The sequence below is a fragment of the Leptolyngbya sp. PL-A3 genome (assembly GCF_039962325.1).
In the GTDB taxonomy this organism is placed as follows: domain Bacteria; phylum Cyanobacteriota; class Cyanobacteriia; order Elainellales; family Elainellaceae; genus Vacuolonema.
Genome location: NZ_JAMPLB010000055.1, coordinates 18,781 through 41,401, shown reverse-complemented (window position 1 = coordinate 41,401; position 22,621 = coordinate 18,781). Strand labels below are relative to the sequence as shown.

General features: G+C 46.8%; 14 protein-coding genes and 2 tRNA genes. 11 read left to right on the top strand and 5 right to left on the bottom strand.

What is annotated here, in order from left to right; all coding sequences use genetic code 11:
* Positions 1 to 84 precede the first annotated feature (84 nt).
* The 4 genes from NDI52_RS26875 to NDI52_RS26860 form a co-directional block, all read right to left on the bottom strand.
* Positions 85 to 876, bottom strand: a complete 792-nt coding sequence (locus NDI52_RS26875) for an endonuclease/exonuclease/phosphatase family protein (protein ID WP_190773976.1) — start codon at positions 874 to 876, stop codon at positions 85 to 87.
* A 221-nt stretch (positions 877 to 1,097) separates the two neighbouring features.
* Positions 1,098 to 1,298, bottom strand: coding sequence for a hypothetical protein (locus NDI52_RS26870; RefSeq protein ID WP_190774455.1), 201 nt, complete (start codon positions 1,296 to 1,298; stop codon positions 1,098 to 1,100).
* A gap of 154 nt (positions 1,299 to 1,452) precedes the next feature.
* Positions 1,453 to 1,523, bottom strand: a tRNA-Gly gene (locus NDI52_RS26865).
* Positions 1,524 to 1,625: 102 nt separating this feature from the next.
* A tRNA-Ile gene (locus tag NDI52_RS26860) sits at positions 1,626 to 1,698 on the bottom strand.
* 2,124 nt (positions 1,699 to 3,822) lie between these two features.
* Here NDI52_RS26860 and NDI52_RS26855 point away from each other — a divergent pair.
* From NDI52_RS26855 to NDI52_RS26825, 7 genes are all read left to right on the top strand, one after another.
* Positions 3,823 to 5,031: a response regulator gene (locus NDI52_RS26855; protein WP_190774453.1), complete on the top strand. Its 1,209-nt coding sequence runs from the start codon at positions 3,823 to 3,825 to the stop codon at positions 5,029 to 5,031.
* Entirely contained in the window at positions 5,028 to 5,390 is a 363-nt protein-coding gene (locus tag NDI52_RS26850; protein ID WP_347280002.1) for a response regulator, read from the top strand. The genes NDI52_RS26855 and NDI52_RS26850 overlap by 4 nt, the downstream gene beginning before the upstream one ends.
* 84 nt (positions 5,391 to 5,474) lie before the next feature.
* Positions 5,475 to 5,834, top strand: a complete 360-nt coding sequence (locus NDI52_RS26845) for a response regulator (protein ID WP_190774452.1) — start codon at positions 5,475 to 5,477, stop codon at positions 5,832 to 5,834.
* A 337-nt stretch (positions 5,835 to 6,171) separates the two neighbouring features.
* Positions 6,172 to 6,747: a chemotaxis protein CheW gene (locus NDI52_RS26840; RefSeq protein WP_199307595.1), complete on the top strand. Its 576-nt coding sequence runs from the start codon at positions 6,172 to 6,174 to the stop codon at positions 6,745 to 6,747.
* A gap of 75 nt (positions 6,748 to 6,822) precedes the next feature.
* Positions 6,823 to 9,294 (top strand): HAMP domain-containing methyl-accepting chemotaxis protein, encoded by a 2,472-nt coding sequence (locus NDI52_RS26835; RefSeq protein WP_199307596.1) that lies wholly within the window; start codon positions 6,823 to 6,825, stop codon positions 9,292 to 9,294.
* Between the two features lie 271 nt (positions 9,295 to 9,565).
* Positions 9,566 to 13,465, top strand: a complete 3,900-nt coding sequence (locus NDI52_RS26830; protein WP_190774451.1) for a hybrid sensor histidine kinase/response regulator — start codon at positions 9,566 to 9,568, stop codon at positions 13,463 to 13,465.
* Positions 13,466 to 13,480: 15 nt separating this feature from the next.
* A complete protein-coding gene (locus NDI52_RS26825; RefSeq protein ID WP_190774450.1) occupies positions 13,481 to 14,020 on the top strand; it encodes a hypothetical protein in 540 nt (179 codons plus the stop codon).
* Between the two features lie 202 nt (positions 14,021 to 14,222).
* Here NDI52_RS26825 and NDI52_RS26820 read toward each other — a convergent pair whose 3' ends face one another.
* On the bottom strand, positions 14,223 to 14,495 hold the full coding sequence (locus NDI52_RS26820) for a hypothetical protein (RefSeq protein WP_190774449.1): 273 nt from the start codon (positions 14,493 to 14,495) through the stop codon (positions 14,223 to 14,225).
* 718 nt (positions 14,496 to 15,213) lie between these two features.
* Here NDI52_RS26820 and NDI52_RS26815 point away from each other — a divergent pair.
* The 4 genes from NDI52_RS26815 to NDI52_RS26800 all read left to right on the top strand — a co-directional run bounded on the left by NDI52_RS26815 (position 15,214) and on the right by NDI52_RS26800 (position 22,485).
* Positions 15,214 to 17,289: a PAS domain-containing protein gene (locus NDI52_RS26815; RefSeq protein WP_190774448.1), complete on the top strand. Its 2,076-nt coding sequence runs from the start codon at positions 15,214 to 15,216 to the stop codon at positions 17,287 to 17,289.
* Between the two features lie 289 nt (positions 17,290 to 17,578).
* Complete coding sequence (locus NDI52_RS26810; RefSeq protein WP_242035598.1) at positions 17,579 to 17,998, top strand: response regulator; 420 nt, start codon at positions 17,579 to 17,581, stop codon at positions 17,996 to 17,998.
* Between the two features lie 468 nt (positions 17,999 to 18,466).
* Complete coding sequence (locus NDI52_RS26805; protein WP_190774447.1) at positions 18,467 to 18,856, top strand: helix-turn-helix domain-containing protein; 390 nt, start codon at positions 18,467 to 18,469, stop codon at positions 18,854 to 18,856.
* Positions 18,856 to 22,485 carry a PAS domain S-box protein gene (locus tag NDI52_RS26800; protein ID WP_348256586.1) on the top strand — a complete coding sequence of 1,210 codons (3,630 nt, stop codon included), beginning with the start codon at positions 18,856 to 18,858 and terminating at the stop codon, positions 22,483 to 22,485. Before NDI52_RS26805 ends, NDI52_RS26800 begins: the two co-directional genes overlap by 1 nt.
* The last annotated feature ends 136 nt before the right edge of the window (positions 22,486 to 22,621 follow it).

Here is a 22,621-nt window from a genome sequence, read left to right as displayed (position 1 = left end):
AAAGGTGTGGATCTTGATCATTGGATGGGTGAATGAGTAAAGAGTTTTGGTACGTTTAACCCACTCACCATCCGCTTTTGTGCTCTAACGTAAAATTTCTAAGTCAGCCACGATGCCGAAATGGTCAGAAGGATAAAGAGTACGGCTGTTTGGGGCGGGTTGATTCAGAATCAATTGGCAATCCTTGACCCGCAAGTGTTGATTAATGAAGATGTAGTCTAATGTGCCTCGCCAGGGACGGAGGGTGTGATTGAACCGCAAATTGCGCCAGGCGTGCCAGAGTACTTTTTCCCAGTTCCGGCGCACTAAAGGCGTTGGGCAGGTATATTCTGGTTCCTGGCCGTGATATGCAGCATAGGCAGAGGTAAAATGCTGCCGCATGAGGGCGATCGCTGACGTATCAGGTGTTCCGTTAAAGTCTCCCACGGCAATAACAGGAAGTTCTGAGGGAAGTTGTCCTAGCCAATCCAAAACCTGCTGCACTTGCAAGTCACGGTCTGGATGAGGGCCAGGGTACCAGTAATAATGGCCATTGCAGAAGACCAACGGTTGCTCATTCACAGTAATCTGAACATATTGAGAGACTCGGTTCTGGCTCTGCAAAGCGATCATGTCCTGCTGTACAAACGGATAGCGACTAAGGATTGCAATTCCCTCCTTAACAGGATGTCCTTCAGGGCTGCTTTTAGGAGTGAGGTACATGTAGGGCATATCTAGTTTTTCTGCCAGCCAGGCTCCTGTGTTTTCTGGTAATTTGACTTCCTGCAAAGCAATCACATCAGCCTTTTCCGCTGCAAGCCCGTCGGCCAATGCTTCCCGTCGTTGTATCCATTCTGTCAAGTCGAATAGAATGTTGATTGTTGCGACTTTAACCATATTCCTGCCCATAGAAGGTTTACACCTAAGTGATAGTTTTCCATATCGGAAACACCGTGAGACATTAAACCTTCTCTTTTGTAAGTTGATTCAGAATCAATCAATACTCTGGACAGTTTTTCTGAAACCCTTGATTTTGCGTGCGCGAAGCGCACGCAAAATCAAGGGTTTCAGAAAAACTGTCCGAACTAATGAGAATGAATCAACTTACAAAAGATTGATCAGCCGTATACAGCCTCAGGCCGGACGATCAGATCACCACTGGGGCGGCGATCGATCACATAGATAGAAAGCCGATTAACATTAACATCCAGATGTCTCGAGATACGCTCTTTCACAGCTGTATCATGCATGCCTGTCGTGATCCCCAGTTGGGTTTCCGATAGATCGAGCGATCGCCCCTCAAATCGAATGTGAACCATTTCTATCACCTCTCATTAGCAAAACAATGGAAGAAAGAGTCGCCCGTGTAGCGATCGCTCTTTTCCTGCGAATATTAGATATCACTGAAGAAATGTAATTAATCACAGTTCTCCAGTTCATGAGAAATGCCGTGCAAGTTGAAGAAGCTGTTGTTTCATACGCAGGATTCGAACCTGCAATGAACTGTTTGGGAAACAGTTGCCTTGTCCATTGGGCAGGTATGTAAGCTTCTTCGGTCAGGGCACGACAACACACAGACCAGGATTTGAACCCGGACAAAAGGTTTTGAAGACCCTGGTGCTACCGTTACACCATCTGTGCATAGGTCGCAGCGGTGGGATTTGAACCCACATATCTTCGGTTATGAGCCGAGTGCCTTAGCCATTGGGTTACGCTGCAATAACTAAGCCCTAGGGTAAAAATTACTCCAAGATAGTGGTTCAGTTTTTAGGATTCAGGTTGCTATTGCCGGCAGATATTAGAAGCAGCAACGCCATAGGCCTCTGAAAACTTCGAGGCTTAACCTTTTCTGTGAATTGGGTGAGATTCATGGATTAAGTCCTTTGTATCTCATGTCATGCTACAAGTATACTACAAAAGTCAAGAACGTACTACAATTTTTCCGAGAAAGAAGAGGACAGTTCTCTTTCAGAAGCACGTGAATGCAAAAGTTACACCTATATCGCTCCCTCCTTCTGCTGCTTCTATATCCGTAAGGAAATATATCTTTTGTGCATCTGCTCAACCCATAGATACAACGTTCGGCACTGCCTAACATGGTGTAAGGTGACGAGCAGGATGCGTGTCCTGAAAGGGGCAAGATGAGAGTAGACCCAAAATTTTAACTAGAGATCTCACGATGCTGTTGTACTGCCCTGGACATGGGTGCCCATTGTGTACCGAATGCTACCGTCACACACAACCTTCACCAGGACGAGATGCATTTGCAGCCTTGCCCTATGATGCGAGAACAGGTATGTGTGAATGGTTTTACTCAAACGCACCAGACGAAGCCCTGGTTCGTGAAGCCGCCTATTATATTTGGCTACGGAATGGTTGTCCCAAGAACCGAGATCTTGAACACTGGTATGAAGCGTATCTGAGCTTATGTTTGAGCACAGGTCGACTCAAATCCGTGCTTGGGCAGAACGGCTAATATTTCTCAGACACGATTCACAGCATTTTCCAAGCCGGTGAGATATGAGAGAAGAACATAATCCAGAAGAGTGCTTTTTGTTCTCAAAGTACAGAAAATTAACCCATACTCTAGACAGTTTTTCTGAAACTCCTGATTTTGCGTACGCGAAACATAGGCAAAATCAGGAGTTTCAGAAAAACTGTCCGAGCTAATGACACACATGAACAAAGCTATAACTAATTCGAGTCGGAGGTATTTGAGAAGCTTATTTTTCGTGGTTAATCTGTGTTTTTCTAATGCTCTAACGCTCACTACTCTACTCTGACCCACATACCATCGGAACAGCCGGATTGTTCGCCGGTAAATAATTGAATTATTAATTTTTGTGCATATTTTTTGGCGGAAAACAGTTTTTTCAAGATTATCTGGGCATTTTTCAATGCTTGGATGTTGTAATACGTGGAATACTCTATGCTTATTCTAGGTAATTCTATTGTTGATTAAGGAATTCCACGGAGATGCTCCTTCCGGAGAATGTTCTATCATATCTATTAGTTCCTGCAGGAATGCTGAATCGGTCTATCTACCTTTGTGTTTCTACTTGACCTATCATCTGTAGGGAATCTACCTGAAGCTTTTAAGGAATCTGGGGAATTGCGCGTAAACCCATTATTTATTCGAATGGGTATTCACTCACCGGATAGCGGTAATATGCTGTTTATAGAGCCTGGAATAATCGATCGACAGGCTTTTGTGACCTGGAGTTGAAAACCTTAGAAATCTCTAGCTATTGTGGGAGGTTCCTAAGAGTTAAGCAACTGTTAGTTTGGCAACCAGATTGAACTCATTCTTCTACGGAAGAGGTGTTCAACCTATTCCATCTAAAGTTCCAGTAAAAATTCCCCTTCCTACTTCTCAGTTAAGGGTCAAGGGCTATGCCCTTTTGCATCATGCCACGGCCTGCACGGCAGTACTAAACCCTCTTTTTTGATGTTATATCAACGTTTACGTTAAAGAGACGTGAGCTTGCACTCAAGTAGTGGCTTACTTCTACATGCGTTCCAAAAGTTTATAAAAGCTATGAGAAAGCAGGCTAAAAGCATCTCAGTGAATTGGCTTAACCCTGCGCTTTCGCTTGTTCGTACAAATTGGTTTTCCATAACACCGAACTTAGACCTGTATCCCGTATCCCCAGGTAATTAGCCTATCTGTAAACATCACCCCCTTATAACACTAAGTACTTTGCCAATGTTTTCTCAACATATTTCTTCCGTTTGGGAATTTTTCACAACCTCTGTTTCTTTCTGTTTCCATGGCAAAGTGACGTCAGTGATTCCTGCATCTTCGTGAAACGTTGTGTATCCCTTAGCAAGCAGTTGGCGGTAATGTCTTACACTTTTGAGTCGCTCGTTACGCTAAAAAAGAAGCAATTCACAGGTCAGCTGTTGCTTTCTAGTGACGGCGATGAGCAGTGGACGTTCTACATATTTTTAGGGCGTTTGCTCTACGGTACCGGGGGGCAGCATTCCGTCAGGAGGCTTTACCGCCACCTCTTCAAAGCATCAGATGAACTGACTTCGGATGCTGTAAGGAAGTTGCAGGGAGAAATTGACCATGATTCTGTATCTTGCTGGGAGTATGAGTTTCTTCTGTATCTAGTCAGAAGGTCCTATTTGACTCCGGCCCAGGTCTCCAAAGTTATTCATGGGATCTTGAGTGAAATCTTCTTTGATGTTGCTCATCATGAACCGATCAAACATAGGATGCAAACAGATCTGCTCATTCAGAAGCAATTAGGGCTCATCGATCCAGCCCAATTATTAGAACACCAACGTCCTCTCTGGAAGCGATGGCAGGAGGCCCATCTTGAGATCTACTCAATGAATCTTGCACCCGTGATTCGGGATAGCGAAAGATTGAAGCAGGATACCTCGTCCAAAGTTTATAAAACGTTGATTGAGCTCTTTAATGGGCAACGTACCCTCTGGGATGCCGTTACGATGACAAACCGATCGCCCATTGATGTAATGCGATCGCTCCTTCCTTACATACAAACAGGCATCATTGAGCTAGTGGATCTGCCTGACTTCCTGCCTCCTACTATTCCAAAATCCTTGCCTCCTGTCATCCCCCCACGAGCTAGCCAACCCGAACCTGCTCAGGTTCCGAAGCCAAAGCAAGCGCTAGTTGTCTGTGTTGATGACAGTGCCTGGGTTTGCAATACCCTTGAAAAAGTAGTGACACGAGCAGGTTATCGGTTTCTTGCCATTCAAGATCCACTACGGGCTATTCCAACCCTATTAACTCAGAAACCACAACTGATTTTGCTCGATCTCCTGATGCCCAACACAAATGGCTATGAGATTTGCAGTCAGCTTCGTCGTATATCTGCTTTTCGTGAAACGCCGATTGTTATCCTCACAGGTAATGATGGCATCGTCGATCGTGTGCGTGCGAAGTTAGTGGGAGCAACTGACTTTTTAAGTAAAAGTGTTAACTATACCCAGTTAATGGCAGCTCTTAATAAATACCTTCTTGAGGAAGATGCACAACCCTTGTTATTAAAGAAGTCAGCTGTGAACAGAGACCTATGATGAACACAATTCTAATTGTTGATGATTCTATGACTGACCTTCATATCACTCAAATTTCTTTGCAGCAGGCAGGTTTTTTAGTCGTGACAGCTCGTAGTGAACAGGAGGCAAAAGCACAAATTGCTAATCAAAAACCCGATTTGATTGTCCTTGATGTTGTATTACCTGATCGTAGTGGTTTCGAGCTATGCCGTGCCCTAAAAGGTGAAGAAAAAACCAAGAAAATTCCTGTTGTAATGTGTTCAAGCAAAAGTACTAAGATGGATAGGTATTGGGGCTTGCAGCAGGGTGCTGATGCATATATTGCAAAGCCAATTCAAACAGAAGAATTACTCAAAACTGTGCAAAAGCTATTGTAGTTTTTGCCGCTTCTTTGGGTATTCTATTATCGAGTTTTTGTAATTACTGGAAATCACCTAATCGTCTATCTTGGGAGGGATAATATGGGTACGATTCTTGTCATTGATGATTCTATGACTGATCTACAAGTAGCTAAGAGTTCACTTCAGCAGGCTGGATTTTCAGTGGTTACAGCTGGTAGTGAAGAAGAGGCAAAGGCGCGTATTGCCGCGCAAAAACCAGATCTCATTGTATTAGATGTGGTGTTGCCCGATCGCAGTGGTTTTGAACTTTGCCGTGATTTGAAAGAGGAAGATGCCACTCAGAAAATTCCTATCATTATGTGCTCCACAAAAGGGGGCAAGATGGATAAATATTGGGGTATGCAGCAGGGAGCCGATGTTTATCTTGCCAAACCCATTGACACTGATGAACTGATCAGAAGCGTTCAAAAACTAATTTAGTCGAATTTTGAGTTAGGTGGGCATTGCCCACCTAACTTCTGTAGGTTGAAATATTAGTAGATCGTGTAGTAGATGCTGGGCAATGCCTATCCTGCTTGTACATTTTGGCTATCTGGGTAGGTTGGGTTAAGAGACCGTGAAACCCGACAGTAGTGCGTTCTAGTTGGGTTTCGCTGTCTCTTAACCCAACCTCTAGCAATGGCCACTTATTGGAGATGTTTGAAAAGTGCCAGAATGATTGCTCCTGCACAAGGTATGTAGTCAATCAACTTTTCAAATCCTTTCCCCAGGGTGCTTTTCTACCATATGGGCTTATCTATTCCCACCTGGGGGCCAGATGTCAGAACAGTTTGTTATTCCGTTGATGCTTAATCAGCTGGAATATTTAACGCAGGTTGATCAATCACAGCGGGGAACCTTACAGTTTCTTCGCTTCCCCGTCGACGATCGCACCCACGCCATGCTACCCGTCGAACAACTGACGGAGGTGTTAACCCTGGCGTCTGCTCAAGTTGTCCCGATTCCCGATATGCCTGCCTGGGTGTTGGGGGTTTACAACTGGCGTGGTGAGATTCTCTGGATTGTCGACATGGGGCAATTATTGGGGGTGCGATCGCTCCATCAACACTCAACGGTGCTGTCATCCTACATGGTTCTGGTGGCACAACCTCAACGATCGGGTTCATCAGCACGCTTGGGGTTGGCTGTGCGCACGGTGGATGATTTGCACTGGTGTGATCCATCCGATATTGCCTCACCTCCACCTGCGGTTATTACACCTCATCTGGTTCCCTTTCTAAGAGGCTACACCCTCGGCACCGATGGTGAAATGCTTTTAGCCCTGGACATAACTCCCCTGTTTGAGGGGCAGCCGTTCGGTTCTGCTGTTTCATCGGGGCTTGCCTCCCTATAGTTTGTCTTCCATGCACATAGCGCATCAAAAGTCAGCGCCCGTGCCGGTACTGTTCCTCATCTCCCCGATTTACCTATGACTCAAAATATTAATGCATCCGTTGCAAAGGCTCCCAACGGAAAATCATCCCCCGCACCACTACGGCCTGTCCCCCCCCCTCCCCCCCCTCGTTCTAAGCATCTGCAAGAGCCAGAGGATGATCTCTTGGATCACAATTTGAACGATCCACCAGATGGCCCGATTGAGGAGGCTTCCCAACTCAAGGGATTAACCCTCCGGCGGCAGTTGCTCCTCACGGTATTGCCAGTGGCGTTGATTCCCCTGGCTATTAGCGGTATTGCTGCTAGTGTTTTTGCCTATCAAAATACCTTTAATCGAAGTCTCCAGGAACTAAGAGCAAGGGCAAGCAACAACTCCGATCTTGTTGCAAAAGAGATTAATCGCAAATTGGAATTGATGTCATCCATCGCGGTTAATCCGCTCATATACGGAACAGCACGTGTAGCGTCTACACAGGTTGACGCGCAAAGACTCACACGAGTTCCTGCTTCACAGCTTGAATACCGTTTTAGAGCTACGAGAACCCTACAATCAGGTACAGCTCTAAGTCAGTATTTACAAGTTTTGGAAAGACAAGACAGTTTGTCTAAAGTCTTCTTTACCAACCGTCAAGGTATGAGTGTTGCAGCCAGCCGTCTACCTAAAGCCTTCTACAATGCAGACCAGGGGTGGTGGCAACAAACTAAACAAAAAGGTGTTTACATTACCAGTCCAGTCACAGATGGAACGGCTCTGGTAACCGAAGGGATGGAGATCAGCATGATACTGACAGATCCCAGCACAAATGGATTTGTCGGTGTTTTAAGTGGAATTGTTGAAGCGGATGTTTTTGATCAGAGTTTGACCGCTCGAAACCAACAGCTCCATGAAACGCTGGGTCAGAAGGGCGATCCCATCTTGCAGTTTCTCAGTGATAAAAACGAAGTTTTTAGAACCATTGACAAAACTGGGGTGATTACACAGACAGGCATTATTGGTGGCAATACTGTTTTGGGCAAGGTCAATGCTTTCCGCCAAACCTTAGCCAATTCAGCCAAGTCCTCCGAAATTATTCTATCTGAACCCTTTGTAACGGATGGACGAGAGGTGCAGTTATCCAGTATTCCTGGCACCGATTGGATTATGGTTCTCTCGGTAGATGAAGAGGCGCTATCCACCGCTGCGCGGCAACTGTCTCTGATTTTTATTAGTTTGGTTCCTATTTTGGCGGCCATTGCAGTTGCCGCTGTGATTGTGTTAGCACGTCGTTTGTCACAACCGCTGGGTGAGCTGGCGTATACTGCAAGCCAGGTAGCAGAGGGCGATCTTGACATTCAAGCTCAGGTACAAGGAACGATTGAAAGCCAAACCCTGGCACAAACCTTCAACAATCTGGTCGTACGGGTTAAAGAGCTGCTCAGGAGCCAGGAAGAAGCCGCTAGAGAACAATTAAACGCTCAAATGGAAGCGGCTCGACAACAAACGGAATATGCAAGACAACAGCAGGAGGCTAAAGAATTTCTACAAAACCGAGCTTTGGAATTGCTGATGGAAGTAAGCCCTCTTCGAGAAGGGGATCTGACCATTCGAGCAAACGTGACTGAAGATGAAATTGGTACGATCGCTGACTCCTACAACGCAACGATCAGCAGTTTGAAACGGATTGTGGCTCAAGTGCAATCGGTAGCTGTACGGGTAGCCCATGCTGCTGAGGAGAACCAGGATTCCCTAACCGAATTAACAGGGGATGCACAACAACAAGCAAACTCAGTACAACAAGCTCTCAATCGAATTGAAGAAATGAGCCGTTCCATTCAGATGGTGGCCCAGGGAGCTCAAGAAGCACAACAGGCGGTACGTATTGCTAATGAAACAGTAATCCAGGGCGATGCTGCTATGAACCGTACTGTTGAAGGAATTATGGCAATTCGAGAGACGGTGGCAGAAACGGCGAAGAAGGTGAAACAGTTAGGGGAATCGTCTCAAAAGATTTCCAAGGTGGTGAACCTGATTGGCACCTTTGCTGCACAAACCAACTTGCTGGCGTTGAACGCATCCATTGAGGCCGCCCGTGCTGGGGAAGAAGGCCGAGGCTTTGCAGTGGTTGCTGACGAAGTGCGCTCTCTGGCTCGTCAATCCGCGAAAGCAACCGCAGAAATTGAACAGTTGGTGGCTAGCATTCAGACGGAAACCAACGAAGTGGTCTCCGCAATGGAAGAAGGGACACAGCAGGTTGTTACGGGGACGCAACTCGTTGAAGAAACTCGCCAGAGCTTGAATCAGATTGCGAAAGCGAGTGAACAGATTAGCCAGCTGGTACAGACGATTACAGAAGCGGCGATCGCCCAGTCTGAAAACTCAGCGCTGGTATCTGAAACCATTACAAGTGTGGCAGGGCTAGCAAACAATACATCGGTTCGGGCTAGCACACTACTGGAAACCTTCCAGGATTTGTTAAGTGTGGCTCAAGACCTCCAGACTACGGTTTCACAATTTAAGTTGAACTAGGATCTGCTTGAAAGGTCACTTTTTTGTGCACTTTGTGTCACAAAAATGAGCTTTTCAGCCAGTTCTCAAACACGTCTTAGTGCCACGTCAATTTTTAGGGGTTGACTATCGGACACTAAAAATTAAATTTCAGGGTTTTTGTGGGATTTTCGCTTCCACAAAAACTCTGAAAAGGTCACAAAAACTAAATTTAAGAGTTTTTGTGAAATTGAAGACCTGACACAAAACTTTTGAAAGGCCGCTTCAAGTAAAGCTGAACCAGAGCGACTCTATGGCAATCCATCCCGACATCCGCGATGAAGCATTTCTTTTCTTTGTGCAGGAAGCGCCTGAGCTGTTGCAAATTATTGAAGCCGAACTGCTGGAGATTCGTCAGGAGTGTACAGTTGAACGGGTTCATGCCTTGATGCGAGCTGCCCACACCATTAAAGGGGGTTCGGCCAACGTCGGTTTAGAGGCGATTAAGACCATCGCTCATCGGCTAGAAGATTACTTTCGTTGTCTCTATAACTCTGATTTGCAAGTCGATGAAGCTTTAGAACGGCTCTTCCTACAAGCGTATGATTGCCTTCGTAATCCCCTGCTAGAAGCTATTCAGTTAGGCGATCGCTGGGAGGAGGGGGAGTCAGCCCTCACGGCTGCTGAGCCCATTTTTGCCGAACTCCAGGAGCGACTGGCCGACTTTATTACTGGCGAAGACCATCTGCCCAGTGTGGCTGAAATGGGAATTGATATCGTCAAAAACATCTTTGAAACGGATGTTGCCCAGGCTTTGGAGCGGTTGGAATCAATCGAAGGGGATGAGCAACTCATTGGAGGTGAACTGCGTGCCCAGGCGGAGGTGTTTGAGGGAATTGCGGAACTCTTTAATTTACCCGGACTGACTCAGATTGCCCATCTCATTTTGGCTGCCCTGGAAGCGGAGCCCAATCGTGCCAGTGAGTTGTTTCCCATTGCAATGGAAAACTTTAAGGCGGCACACCATGCGGTTCTGGGGGGCGATCGCTCCCAAGGAGGTACCCCCTCCCCTGCTCTACAAAGCTTTGTTCAGAGCAAGGGGGAGGAAGACCCCATCTCGCCTGACGATATCCCGTCCGATGAGCTGTGGCTCGGCTCATCGGGCTTTTTTAATGAAGGTCCATCCTGGTTTGAAATGCCTGCTCTGAGGGATGCGGTGCCCGATGATTCTTGCTTCAGCAGTACGGAAAGCTTTCTATCCAATGAAGGTGGCGATCGCTCCTATACGGATCTAGAGAGCGTTTTCGATCCGGAGGATATGCCAACCTTTGATCCAAATGATACGGGTTTGGAGAGCATTTTTAGCACTCAGGATGTCTCAGTCTTTGATTCAGATGATGCAAATCTGGAGAGCGTTTTTAGTATAGAAGACACCTCAGTTTTTGATTCAGGTAATGCAAATCTGGAAAGCGTTTTCAGTATAGAGGATACCTCAATCTTTGATTCGGGTGATGCAAATCTGGAAAGCGTTTTTGGTGTAGAAGATGCCTCAACTTTTGCGGATGATACAGATTTAGAGAGTGTTTTTGGTGTAGAAGATGCCCCAACTTTTGCAGATGATGCGGATGTGGATAGCGCTTTCAGCCCTCAGGAAACCTCAGTTTTGAATTCAGGTGATGTCGATCTGGAAAGCGTTTTCAGCATCCAGGGTCTTCCAACTACTAATCCAAATGATGCGGGTTTGGAGAGTGTTTTCAATTTGCAAGATACCTCAGTCTTTGATGCGAGCGAGGTGGATCTAGAAAGCGTTTTCAGTCTACAGGACACCTCATCCTTTGGTTCGGATGAGCCTGATTTGTTGACGGAATTGGAGAGTGTTTTTGCAGCGGAAGATCTCCAGGCTGTCGAGAGCGATGTTCTATCCACCTCTGTAACGGATTTGGAGAGCGGCTTCATTCCTGACAACACTCCGCCTTTTTTAGAGGAAGGACTTACCTCGGCAGCCGAATCCTCTCCAGAAGCTCTGTTTGTAGAGGCACCTCCTACAGAGTCACTTCGTGCAGAAGAGCAGCCCAGCAATGAACAGGGCAATGTTGGATCAACAGGTACAGGCCATACAAATTTAGTTGGGTCGGCTATCGCTGCTATTCAGCAAAGCTTTGACCAATTACCCATTGTGTCAGAGCCAGCACCGGTTGAACTTCATCCCACTAAAGCTACAAATACGACGGCCAAAACGAATAGCGCCCAACCCTCACAAAACACGGCGAATAATAACCAAATTTCTGTACGACTAAACCTGGATCAATTGGAACGGATCAGCAACCAGCTTGGGGAGTTATCCATTAACCGCAACAGCTTATCGTTGCAGAATGAACAACTTCAGGAAACCTTGCAGGAACTGCGGCGACGCTTTGGCAAGTTTTTAACGATTGGTACCCAATTACAGGTACATCTAAATAAGTTGCTTGTTAGCCCAGAACGCTATCAGAAAAATTATTCGGCAGCAACCCAGGAGCGATCGCCGGTACCCACGATCATTCTGGAAAAAGGCACCGACCTATCCTACCGGGCTGCGTTTGATACCCTGGAACTCGATCGCTATAACGAAGTCTACAACTTGCTACAGGAGGCAACAGAATCTATCCAGCAATTGGATGAAGCTGTCGAGGATGTGACCCTGTTTGCTGAGCAGAGCGATCGCGGTTTAGAGCAACAGCGGCAAATTTTGACCGTGTTGCGGGATGAACTGATGTGGGCCAGAATGTTGCCTCTGGGTAACATTCTCAACCGCTTTCCACGTCAAATTAAAGAGCTATCTTACCAATACAAAAAGCCTGTTGCCCTTAAACTGACAGGAACTGAAGTATTGGTTGATAAAGTTGTTTTGGAAAAGCTCTACGATCCTCTGTTGCATTTGTTACGTAATGCCTTTGACCATGGAATAGAACCCAGTGATGATCGAAAACAGCAGGGTAAACCTGAGCAGGGAAGTATTCACATTCGGGTTTATCATCGAGGTAGCCGTACCGTTATTGAAATAGAAGATGATGGACGGGGTATTAATTTTGAACGTATTCGGGCAAAAGCGATAGACAATGGCTTGCTCACGACAGAAGTAGCCAAAACGGTTTCCAATGAACGTCTATTGAATTTAATTTTTGAACCCGGTTTCTCCACCGCATCGCAGGTCAGTGAGCTATCCGGGCGGGGTGTGGGGTTGGATATTGTGCGGGCGCAAATTCAATCGCTCAAGGGCAGCATTTCTGTCAACAGCAAACCGGGAAAGGGAACCCTTTTTACCCTCCGTATCCCTCTTACCCTGAGTATTTCCAAATTGCTCTTAACCTGGTCGGGGGCGAGCCTGGCTGCCATTCCTTCGGACAGTATTGAGGAAATCGTCAACCCTAACCCTAGTGATATTAAAACCTCCGGCGCACAACCTTTCCTCTATTGGCGACGCCAAGTGATTCCTATCCATTCCTTGCAAGATTTGCTCCCGTTTAACTGCGTTCTCCCAACCGTTGAAGCCAATCTGTCCTTTAACTCCGTCCCGACTCCCGAAGAATGGGCAGCCCCCTTGCTCATTCTTCGCCAAGGTAATCAACCCTTTGCCCTACAGGTGGAGCGCCTGATTACAGAACAAGAACTGATTATCAAACCCTTTAGCGATACTCTCGCCGCCCCTACCTATCTGTATGGTTGTACGATTCTGGGAGATGGTTCTGTGGTTCCTGTGGTTGATGCGGTGACCCTACTGCTCCACCGTCAGAGTAATCGGTTGACGGCGATCGCCCCCCCTACCAAAGTCTCGGCTCAACCCGTTCAAACAACGTCCACTATCCTGATTGTGGATGACGCCGCCACTATGCGGCAAATGCTCACGCTTACCTTAAAGAAAGCTGGTTATCAAGTCATGCAAGCCCGAGACGGCCGGGAAGCGTTAGAGCAGCTCCATCAACATCCTCAAATTCGGCTGGTTATTTGTGATATTGAAATGCCAACCATGAATGGCTTTGAATTTCTGACTCATCGCCGTCAAGCTCCTGACCTGCTGAATATTCCAGTGATCATGCTGACGTCACGTTCCGGTGAAAAACACCGTAAACTTGCGCTGCATCTTGGCGCTACAAACTACTTCACAAAGCCTTATATCGAACAGCAGTTTCTCTCACAAATCAGCACACTTCTTCAAGCTAACTCCAGCAGCTAATTCATCACTCCACCCATGATCCCCCCTCAATCCACATCAACCCTTGTCTCGCCATCCAGTGCAGTTACGCCTTCCTCAGAACGGCAGCAACCCAACCGGAAGCTCATTCTCTTCAACTTTGGGCAACAGGTGTTAAGTGGCAACTTACCTATTTACTTTGGAGTCCATATCCATTCCATTCAACACATTTATGGAAAAACGACCATCTACAGTAGCGGTAAGACGTTAGCAGGGATTGCTCATATTGACGACCACGAGATTACCATATTGGATCTCTGCCGTTACCTCTCCAACCAGTCGGTGGCAGAGGTCAACTATTTAATCGCGTTGCGATCGCCCGACGTTGACCTCCTGGGTATTCCCCTCTACGAATCTCCAGTTCTGGTTGAGGTGCCTCCCAAAAACATACGAGAGCTTCCGACCTCCTATCGCCATTTGGATTACCTGGGTGTTGCAAATCAGGTTGCGATCGCTGAGACCGAGGAGGGCACCCAAACGGCATTTTTGTTAGATCTCAACCGATTGATCAGTCTCATGATCCAATCTGTTGAGTAGGTGCTGTTCTAAACGTGTGGTTGGTTGTTATGAGAGGGGCGCTTAGCGCCTCTCTCATAACAACTCCAAGTTTGGTTATAGCTGTAGTCATTTTCGTTAGGAGTATAGTGATGCATCCTAAAAAATGAGAGCCCTAATTTTACTGCCGCTTTGCGTCGGTAAGAATTAAGGCTCTCATTTTTTAGAACAAGGGATGGCTGTCTTACCGTGTCTCGTACCCTTGGATACGACGGACAGGACGTCCCGCTCGTAGGCGGGGAGCAGTGGGCTTATCACGGGCACTTGGAGAAATTTGCACTTCTTCCTCGGCAGGGGTAGCGATTACCAGGAAAACTCGCCTTCCATCTACGGTATAGAGATTTTCACGACGGCAATCTAACCCAGCGGCAGCCAGCTCTCCGTATCGCTCATCTCGTCTTTGACGAGCTATGCTTTCATCTTCCCAGGGACTTTCTATAAAAACTTCTTGGATCATACGGTCTGGCCTCGTTGCAAACGGGTAAAGTCGACTAGATAAGTACAGATGATCTTTATTCTAGTATTGCTACTGAAGAAGGATGCAGCTTTTCATAGAAACCTACCTATGACACAGTATAAAGGTATTGGTGTCGAAAAACACTAGATATAGCGTTTGAATCCTGGGTGAGCAATATTATTAGTCCAAAGTGTTCTCAAGCCTCAAACTATTAAGCTCATTAAGAATCTGCTTCGAGGTTTAGCACTAGCGGGTGAAAATCAACCCATGGTTGAAGACGGAGGGTTGTAAGGCCCCCTACCCCTTTAACCATGAGCGAACTTAAGCCGTCAGTGCTAGTGAAAGGTTGCTTTTCATGCCTTTCAATATGAAGAGGTAACCTTTTCAAGCGAATTTTGATATGGAAGCTGAGTGCAAAGTGGCAATATTGTCTGCTGAAATTCCTCTGTGCAGCATTCAATTTGGTGCTGTTTCAACATATCGTTAAAACCAGCCTCCGCTCTAGTGAAGTGAGAGATGCAGGAAGATTAATATCCCCTTTTATAGCATATCGGATCGAGAAAACCGCAGTAAGCATCCCACCAAAGAAATAGCACTTCTGTAAAAATTGAAGTGGATATAGGAGGATAGATAGGGGTGAAGCGATTTTATGGCAAGGCTCTGCCTTTAGAAGTGCCCAAACACTCACCCAATTCGAGTTTAATTAGGGAACCATACCATGTCCCCTAATCGTGATCTCTGTGAAGTGCCTTTAATGTTGCGCCTGCTCCTCGTTGATGACAACCCTGATGATCGTTCTCTGATCACCCGTGAACTGCAACGCGGGTTTTCGGAACTACACATTGTGGAGGTAACAGAGGCGGCTCATCTAAATCAGGTGGTGAAGCGAGGCAATTTTGATCTCGTTATAACGGATTATCATCTTCATTGGAGTGATGGACTGACAATTCTTAGGGAGGTTAAATCTCATACCCCAAACTGTCCGGTCATCATGTTGACCGATAGTGGTAACCAGGAGGTTGCCGTTGAAGCAATGAAATCGGGATTAGATGATTATTTAACGAAATCTCCCCAACATTATGCTCAACTACCCCTGGTTATTCGCTCAGCACTAAATCAAGGTCAGCAAACTGCCGAGCAGCAACAGATGGAGCACGCTTTACAGCAAAGTGAGGAACGCTTAAGATTAGCTCTTCATGCAGCTCAGATGGGTATTTGGGACTGGGATTTTCAAACCAATCGCATTACCTGGACAGAGAGTAATGAGAAGCTGTTTGGACTGGTACCTGGTACTTTTGACGGAACTTACGAAGCGTTTTTAGAGCTGGTTCACCCTGAAGATCGGAATCTGGTTCACCAGACTGTAGAGCGATCGCTGGAACAAAAAACAAGCTATTCCTTAGAAAATCGCATTGTTCGTCCGGACGGTAATGTTCGATGGGTTGTGGGTAATGGTGAAATTGTTCTTAGTGAAACGGGGCAGCCTATTCGCTTTCTAGGAACAACGATGGATATTACACAACAGAAGGAATCCGAAATCAAACTCCAACAGCTTACGGCCACCCTGGAACAGCAAGTGCGGGAGCGAACTGCCCAGCTGGAGCAAGCTTTAGAATTTGAAGCAACCCTGCGCCGAATCACAGATAAGGTGCGAGATAGCCTGGATGAAAGCCAAATTTTGCAAACGGCCGTACAGGAATTGGGCATGGGGTTGGGGGTCAATTCCTGTAATGCTGCGTTGTACGACCTGAAAGAGGGGGTTTCTCACATCCGCTATGAATACAACCCACCACTTTTTCCGATGAAAGGCCATGTTTGCCATTTGGCTAAGTATCCCGAAATTTACCAACCGCTGTTGCATGGGCAGTCAATTCAATTTTGTAATCTCGGCCGAAATCCTATCCGTGGGTGGGTTGCGATGTTAGCCTGTCCTATGTTTGTTGAACATGAGGTGCTGGGAGATATTTGGCTGATTATTGATAAGGAGTATGGCTTCAAAGAACAGGAATTACGCCTGGTTCAACAAGTTGCGAATCATTGTGCGATCGCCCTCCGTCAGGCTCGCCTTTATCAAGCGGCTCAAACGCAGGTTCAAGAACTAGAAAAGCTCAATCAACTGAAGGATGACTTTCTGAGCACTGTCTCCCATGAGCTGCGAACGCCCGTTTCAAACATGAAAATGGCGATTCGAATGCTGAAACTCAAGCCATCTGGAGATCGAGCCCAACGCTATTGGGAAATTTTGGAAGCAGAGTGCGATCGTGAAGCCATGCTAGTGAACGATCTGCTGGACTTGCAACAGCTAGAAACGACCTCCCCTGTCAACGAATTGACTGGCTCTGTGGATTTGCACGATTGGCTACCACCTATTCTCACCCCCTTTAAAGCCCGAGCTCAAGAACATCAACAGACCTTTGAGGTGTCCATCGCTTCAGATCTCCCTTCACTCCTGGTTGATTTGAAAGGATTAGAGCGGGTTTTAACAGAGTTGCTCAACAATGCTTGTAAGTACACGCCGGCGCAGGGTAGGATTGCTTTTAGTGCAGACTATAGCGAAGATTCATCATCTATTCAAATCGCGGTTGGCAATCAGGCAGAAATTTCAGCAGAAGAATTACCCCGTATCTTTGAAAAGTTTTATCGAATTCCCAATGCAGATCCCTGGAAGCGAGGCGGGACGGGCTTAGGCTTGGCCCTGGTTAAAAAGCTTGTGGAGCACATGAGCGGTGCGATCGCTGTTGAGAGTCACGACGGCTGGACAAGATTTATAGTGAGCTTTCAGCGTTCCTTCTAATCTCAGCATGTTTTGGGGATGAAGTATGTTTTAAGCCCATCAGATCCAAAAGGCTGTTCCACCTACAAAGCAGGCGGAACAGCCTTTTGGATCTGATGTTGAGTCATGATCATTGACTCACACAATGTTATTGAATCGATGGTATAGAACATCCTATTTATTTGGATAAGCATTATATTATTTATTTCTTAAGCAACAGTTCACACCTTACCTTTGAACGAAAACTATTGTTTAAACAAACATCATAATATGACCATCTAGAATTTTTATAGGGAGCTAGGTTGGGAGTATGATGACGTCTGCTTCTCCACGATCTTATACACCTACACCCAAAGTTTTGGTTGTTGATGATATTGCCGATAATCGAGATTTGCTGAAATTACTTCTGGAGAGTGAAGGTTATCTCGTCGAAACAGCAGCTGAGGGATATACTGCGATCGCAAAAATTGAACAACAGCTCCCTGACTTAGTCATCCTTGATCTCATGATGCCGGACCTGGATGGTTATGGAGTTGCTCAATGGGTATCTCAAAATCAACCTTTTGTGCCCCTCTTGATTGTGACGGGTGCCTCAGAATTTCCAAATTTCGGAAATAAAACTGGATTAATTGCTGATTGTATTCGTAAGCCTATTGTGTTTGAAGAACTGCTGGAAAAAGTACAAGCCTTTATTACAGTTTCACAGAATCATAAAAAGTCTAAATGTTAGGGATCCCAATGAATCAACCTATAATTATTTAGGTCGAGTGGTGACTTCGCCATTATTCTGGTCAAAATAATTACAGGTTATTAAATATATGATCCTGGGAGTTTTAGAACTTTTATAAGTCTGCTAACTAGGGCGTATTAATGTAAGAGATAGCGAGTCTCTCTAGTACCTTTGATATTGATGCGTAAGTTTTGAGTTTTTTTAAGGAGGCTAATTTTTTGTGCTTACAGAGCAGAAAAAATAACCTCCTTAGGATCAGTGATTGTAATTGCTGAGTTTGCTAGAGCTTGTGACTCTTATGTGAACAAACTTGTAATTTCAAATTCTGCGTCCGTAAGAATACAAAGATTTCGCTCCTAAGGGGTATTCTCATCCTAGAAGGGGGCACTTCCCTCCTACGGGGGATGCTTCTGGTGTGCTTCTAAATAGAGCACTTAGATACGTTACTCCTGCCTGGAGCTTTGTTAGGTGAATAAAACCAGTACCGATAAGATCAAATTAGCAACGCCATTTCTCATTTGGTTTCGTCGGTGTCTGCCTCAGACGTTGCAAACCCAAATTCGGCCCTATCTCGACCGTCCTTATCAATTAGCGCTTAATATTCTTGACTGTTGTGATTCGTCACAGCCTCGTACAGTTCGAGAAATTGCTCAATTATCGGGAGTGGCTCAAGAAACTGCCCGGCAGGTTTTGCAAACCCTTAAGGAGGGCGGTATGACCTTTGCCGCGAGTCCGACTTATGGATGGCAAGCCCGTTTAGAAACCGATGCAGATTTAACCGCTTTGGCATCGTTTCAGGTTCAGTTAACCGCTCAGGAAGATACTTCTGAGCCTGCTATGACGACCCAAGGATTGTGATGGTAACGCAACCTATTCGCCAAAGTACCCCGGCCCATTCCCCGGCCTATACCGTACTGCTTGTTGAGACCGTTGCATCGGAACGGGATGTGTTGCGTCGCTATTTATTAGCCGATACTGGTTGCTGCTACACCGTATTAGAATCCGATTCTGCCGCTGCGGCCCTGGCTCTGTGCCAGAGTCAACAGGTAGATGGAATACTCACTAGCAATGCATTATCTGATAGCACTGGGCTGAAGTTTATACAGGCATTGCAGGAACAATTGAAGGGGGATCATCCTCCTGTCGTCATTGTCAGCCATGAAGCCGATCCAGCGATCGCTGTTCGTTCCATTAAGCTTGGAGCCGACAACTATTTGGTTAAACAAACCTTGACCCCAGAGCAGCTTCAACAGGCGGTACGAGGGGCTATCGAAACGGGGCGATCGCAACTGCAGTTGTATCAGCAACTCAATCGTGATTTAGCGAATCGTGTAGCTGAGTTGCAAACCCTCATTGACATTGCCCCCGTTGGCATTGCGATCGCCCTGGATCCCAGCTGTGCTGAGATGCAGTGCAATGCTTACATGCGGCAAATGCTGGGGGTTAGCGTGGGCAACAATATTTCAAAAAGTGCGCCTGTAGAGGAACAACCTTCGTTTCAAGTTTTTCAGAATGGACAGGAAGTGCCATCTGAAAATTTGCCCATGCAGGTGGCCGTTCGATTGGGAGTTGATGTACTGGATACAGAAATTGAGATTCGACGATCGGATGGTACGGCTCGTCAGCTCTTGTCCTATGCTACTCCCCTACGAAATGCCCAGGATGAAATTCGAGGAACAGTTGGGGCTTTTTTAGACATTACCGAACGCAACCGTATTGAAGCAGAATTGCGTACCCGTGAAGAACAATTGCGGCTATTTATCAAACACGTGCCAGCCGGGGTGGCAATGTTTGATCGGGAAATGCAATATATTGTGGCGAGCGATCGCTGGTTAACCAGTTATGGAGTAGAACATCAAAACATTGTTGGTCGCTCTCACTATGAAATTTTCCCCGATATTCCTGATCAGTGGAAGGCCATCCATCAGCGTTGTCTAGCAGGAGCGATTGAGTCCTGCGAGGAGGATTGCTTTTCCCGTGCAGATGGTTCTTTGATGTGGATACGTTGGGAGGTTCATCCGTGGCGCACAGATGCCCATGAGATTGGTGGCATTATTATATTTTCGGAAGTTATCACGGAGCGGAAGCAAGCCGAAGCGCGGTTGCAAGAGCGCGAAGCTACCATTCGCCGACAGTTTGCCGAGCTAGAAGGCATTTATGCTACAGCTCCTGTCGGATTGTGTTTTCATGATACGGATCTGCGGTTTGTCCGAATCAATGACCGTTTAGCCGAAATTAACGGTGTTCCATCTGCCGAGCATCTCGGGCGTACGGTCCGGGAAGTGCTCCCTGAACTGGCAGATGCGCTCGAACCCTTGCATCGGCGTGTGATTGAGTCTGGAGAACCGGTTCTGGATGTTGAGATTCAGGGTAGAACCAAAGCACAGCCTCAGACTGAGCGACACTGGGTAGCCAGCTATTACCCACTCAAGGATGTAAGGGGTCATGTCCTGGGTGTCAATGTTGTCGTACAGGATATTTCTGAAGCAAAGCAAGCGCAAGCCGAACGCGAACAACTGATGCATCAGTTGGAACTGGAACACAGCTTCTTAGAGCAGACTCTGCAACAGATGCCTTCGGGGGTGGCGATCGCCGAAGCACCTTCCGGTAAGCTGCTATTTCACAACGACGAAGCCATTCGCCTGTTATGTCACTCGATGTACGTATTGGAAGACTACAGTGGGTATACCCAGTACGGTGCCTTTCATGCCGATGGGCAGGCTTACCAACCCGAAGAGTATCCGATTGCACGAGCTGTCTTGGCAGGAGAGGTGGTCAAGGCGGAAGAGATGTCCTATCGTCGGGGAGACGGTACGATAACGACCCTATCAGTCAATGCAGCTCCTATCATTGACCAGCAAGGGCAACAAGTCGCTGCCGTGAGCACTTTTGAAGATGTGTCTGAGCGTAAACAGGCCGAGTGCGATCGCCTCCTCCTGGCTCAAATTGTAGAGTCCTCCAGAGACGCCATCATGGGGCTAACCCTGGATCGCCAGATTATTAGCTGGAATCCAGCCGCCGAACGCATTTTTGGTTACACCCGGGCGGAAATTTTAGGACAAGATTTATCAATTCTCGTTCCTGCTAATCGGGCGCATGAGCCAGCCACGGTTCTTGATGCGATTCGGCAGGGTAAGTACGTTAATCAATTCGAAACCGTACGGCAACGCAAAGATGGCGGCCTCGTAAATGTATCCATCACGATTTCGCCTATCAAAAATGCCAGAGATGAAGTGATTGGCTTCTCCGGAACGGTGCGAGATATTACCAGGCAAAAACGACTGGAACAGGAACGAGAACAGCTTTTTGCCCAGGCGCAATCGGCCCGTGCTGAGGCAGAAGCGGCCAGTCGTAGTAAAGATGATTTTGTGGCTATGGTCGCCCATGAGTTGCGATCGCCCCTCAACGCCATTATGGGATGGGCAAAGCTATTACAAACCCGCCAGTTTGATCCGGCTACGACCCACAAAGCCCTGGAAACGATTGTTCGCAATACCCAGGCCCAGGTGCAATTGGTGGAAGATTTGTTGGATATTTCGCGTATGGTACGCGGTACATTGCAGTTGACAACAACATCAGTCAACTTAGTTAACGTCATTGAAACTGCACTAGAAACGGTGCGCCCGACAGCAGAAGCCAAACAGCTTCACCTGGAAGCTCAGATACATAATGGTGCACAGATTTCGGGTGACGTTCACCGGCTGCAACAGATTGTTCTGAATCTCCTCACAAATGCTATCAAGTTTACCCCAGAGGGCGGGTTCATTCAGGTTTTGCTGGATCAGCAAGGTACTCATGCCCGAATCCAGGTTATCGACACTGGCAAAGGCATCAGCGCTGATTTTCTGCCCCACATTTTTGAGAGATTTCGGCAAGATCAACAAAACACAACCACAAAACAAGACTTGGGATTAGGGTTGGCGATCGTTCAACATCTCGTCGAGATGCACGGAGGGAGTGTGACAGCAGAAAGCCAGGGTGAAAACTATGGCACAACGTTTACCGTGACATTACCATTGCTGGGAAGCAAAGGGACAGAATCGTTAAAGATGAATCATTCCCCTGTTCCGTCCTCGCCCTCTTACTCCATCGCTCCACCACCCCATCATCCTCTCAACGATATTCGAGTTTTGCTGGTCGATGATGAACCCGATATGTTGAGCCTGACAGCCTTCATCCTGGAGGAGCATGGTGCTGTGGCCCAAACGGCTACCAATGTTCCGTCGGCGCTAGAACGGTTGCCCAAGTTTCAACCCCATATTCTTCTCAGCGATATTGCCATGCCAGAGCAGGATGGATATGAACTGCTGCAGCACATGCGGGCACGCCCTGGAGGAGGGATCCCGGCGATCGCTCTTACGGCCTACGCCTGTCAAACCCGTCGAGAACAATCCCTACGAGCGGGTTTCCAACAGCATCTAACGAAACCTGTAGAGCCAGAGGAGTTGATCAACGCAATTTTGCGAGCTGTTCGCCAGCGGGAGTAAGCGTACTCGATTCCTCTGCAACAAAACCCATTTATTTGAACGAGTTCTCTCATCCGGATGGGCGAGACGCAGCAGTTGAGCATTGTGCGCTGCTCGTACTTCACCCAATCGGATCCGTACCTTATTTATCCATTAA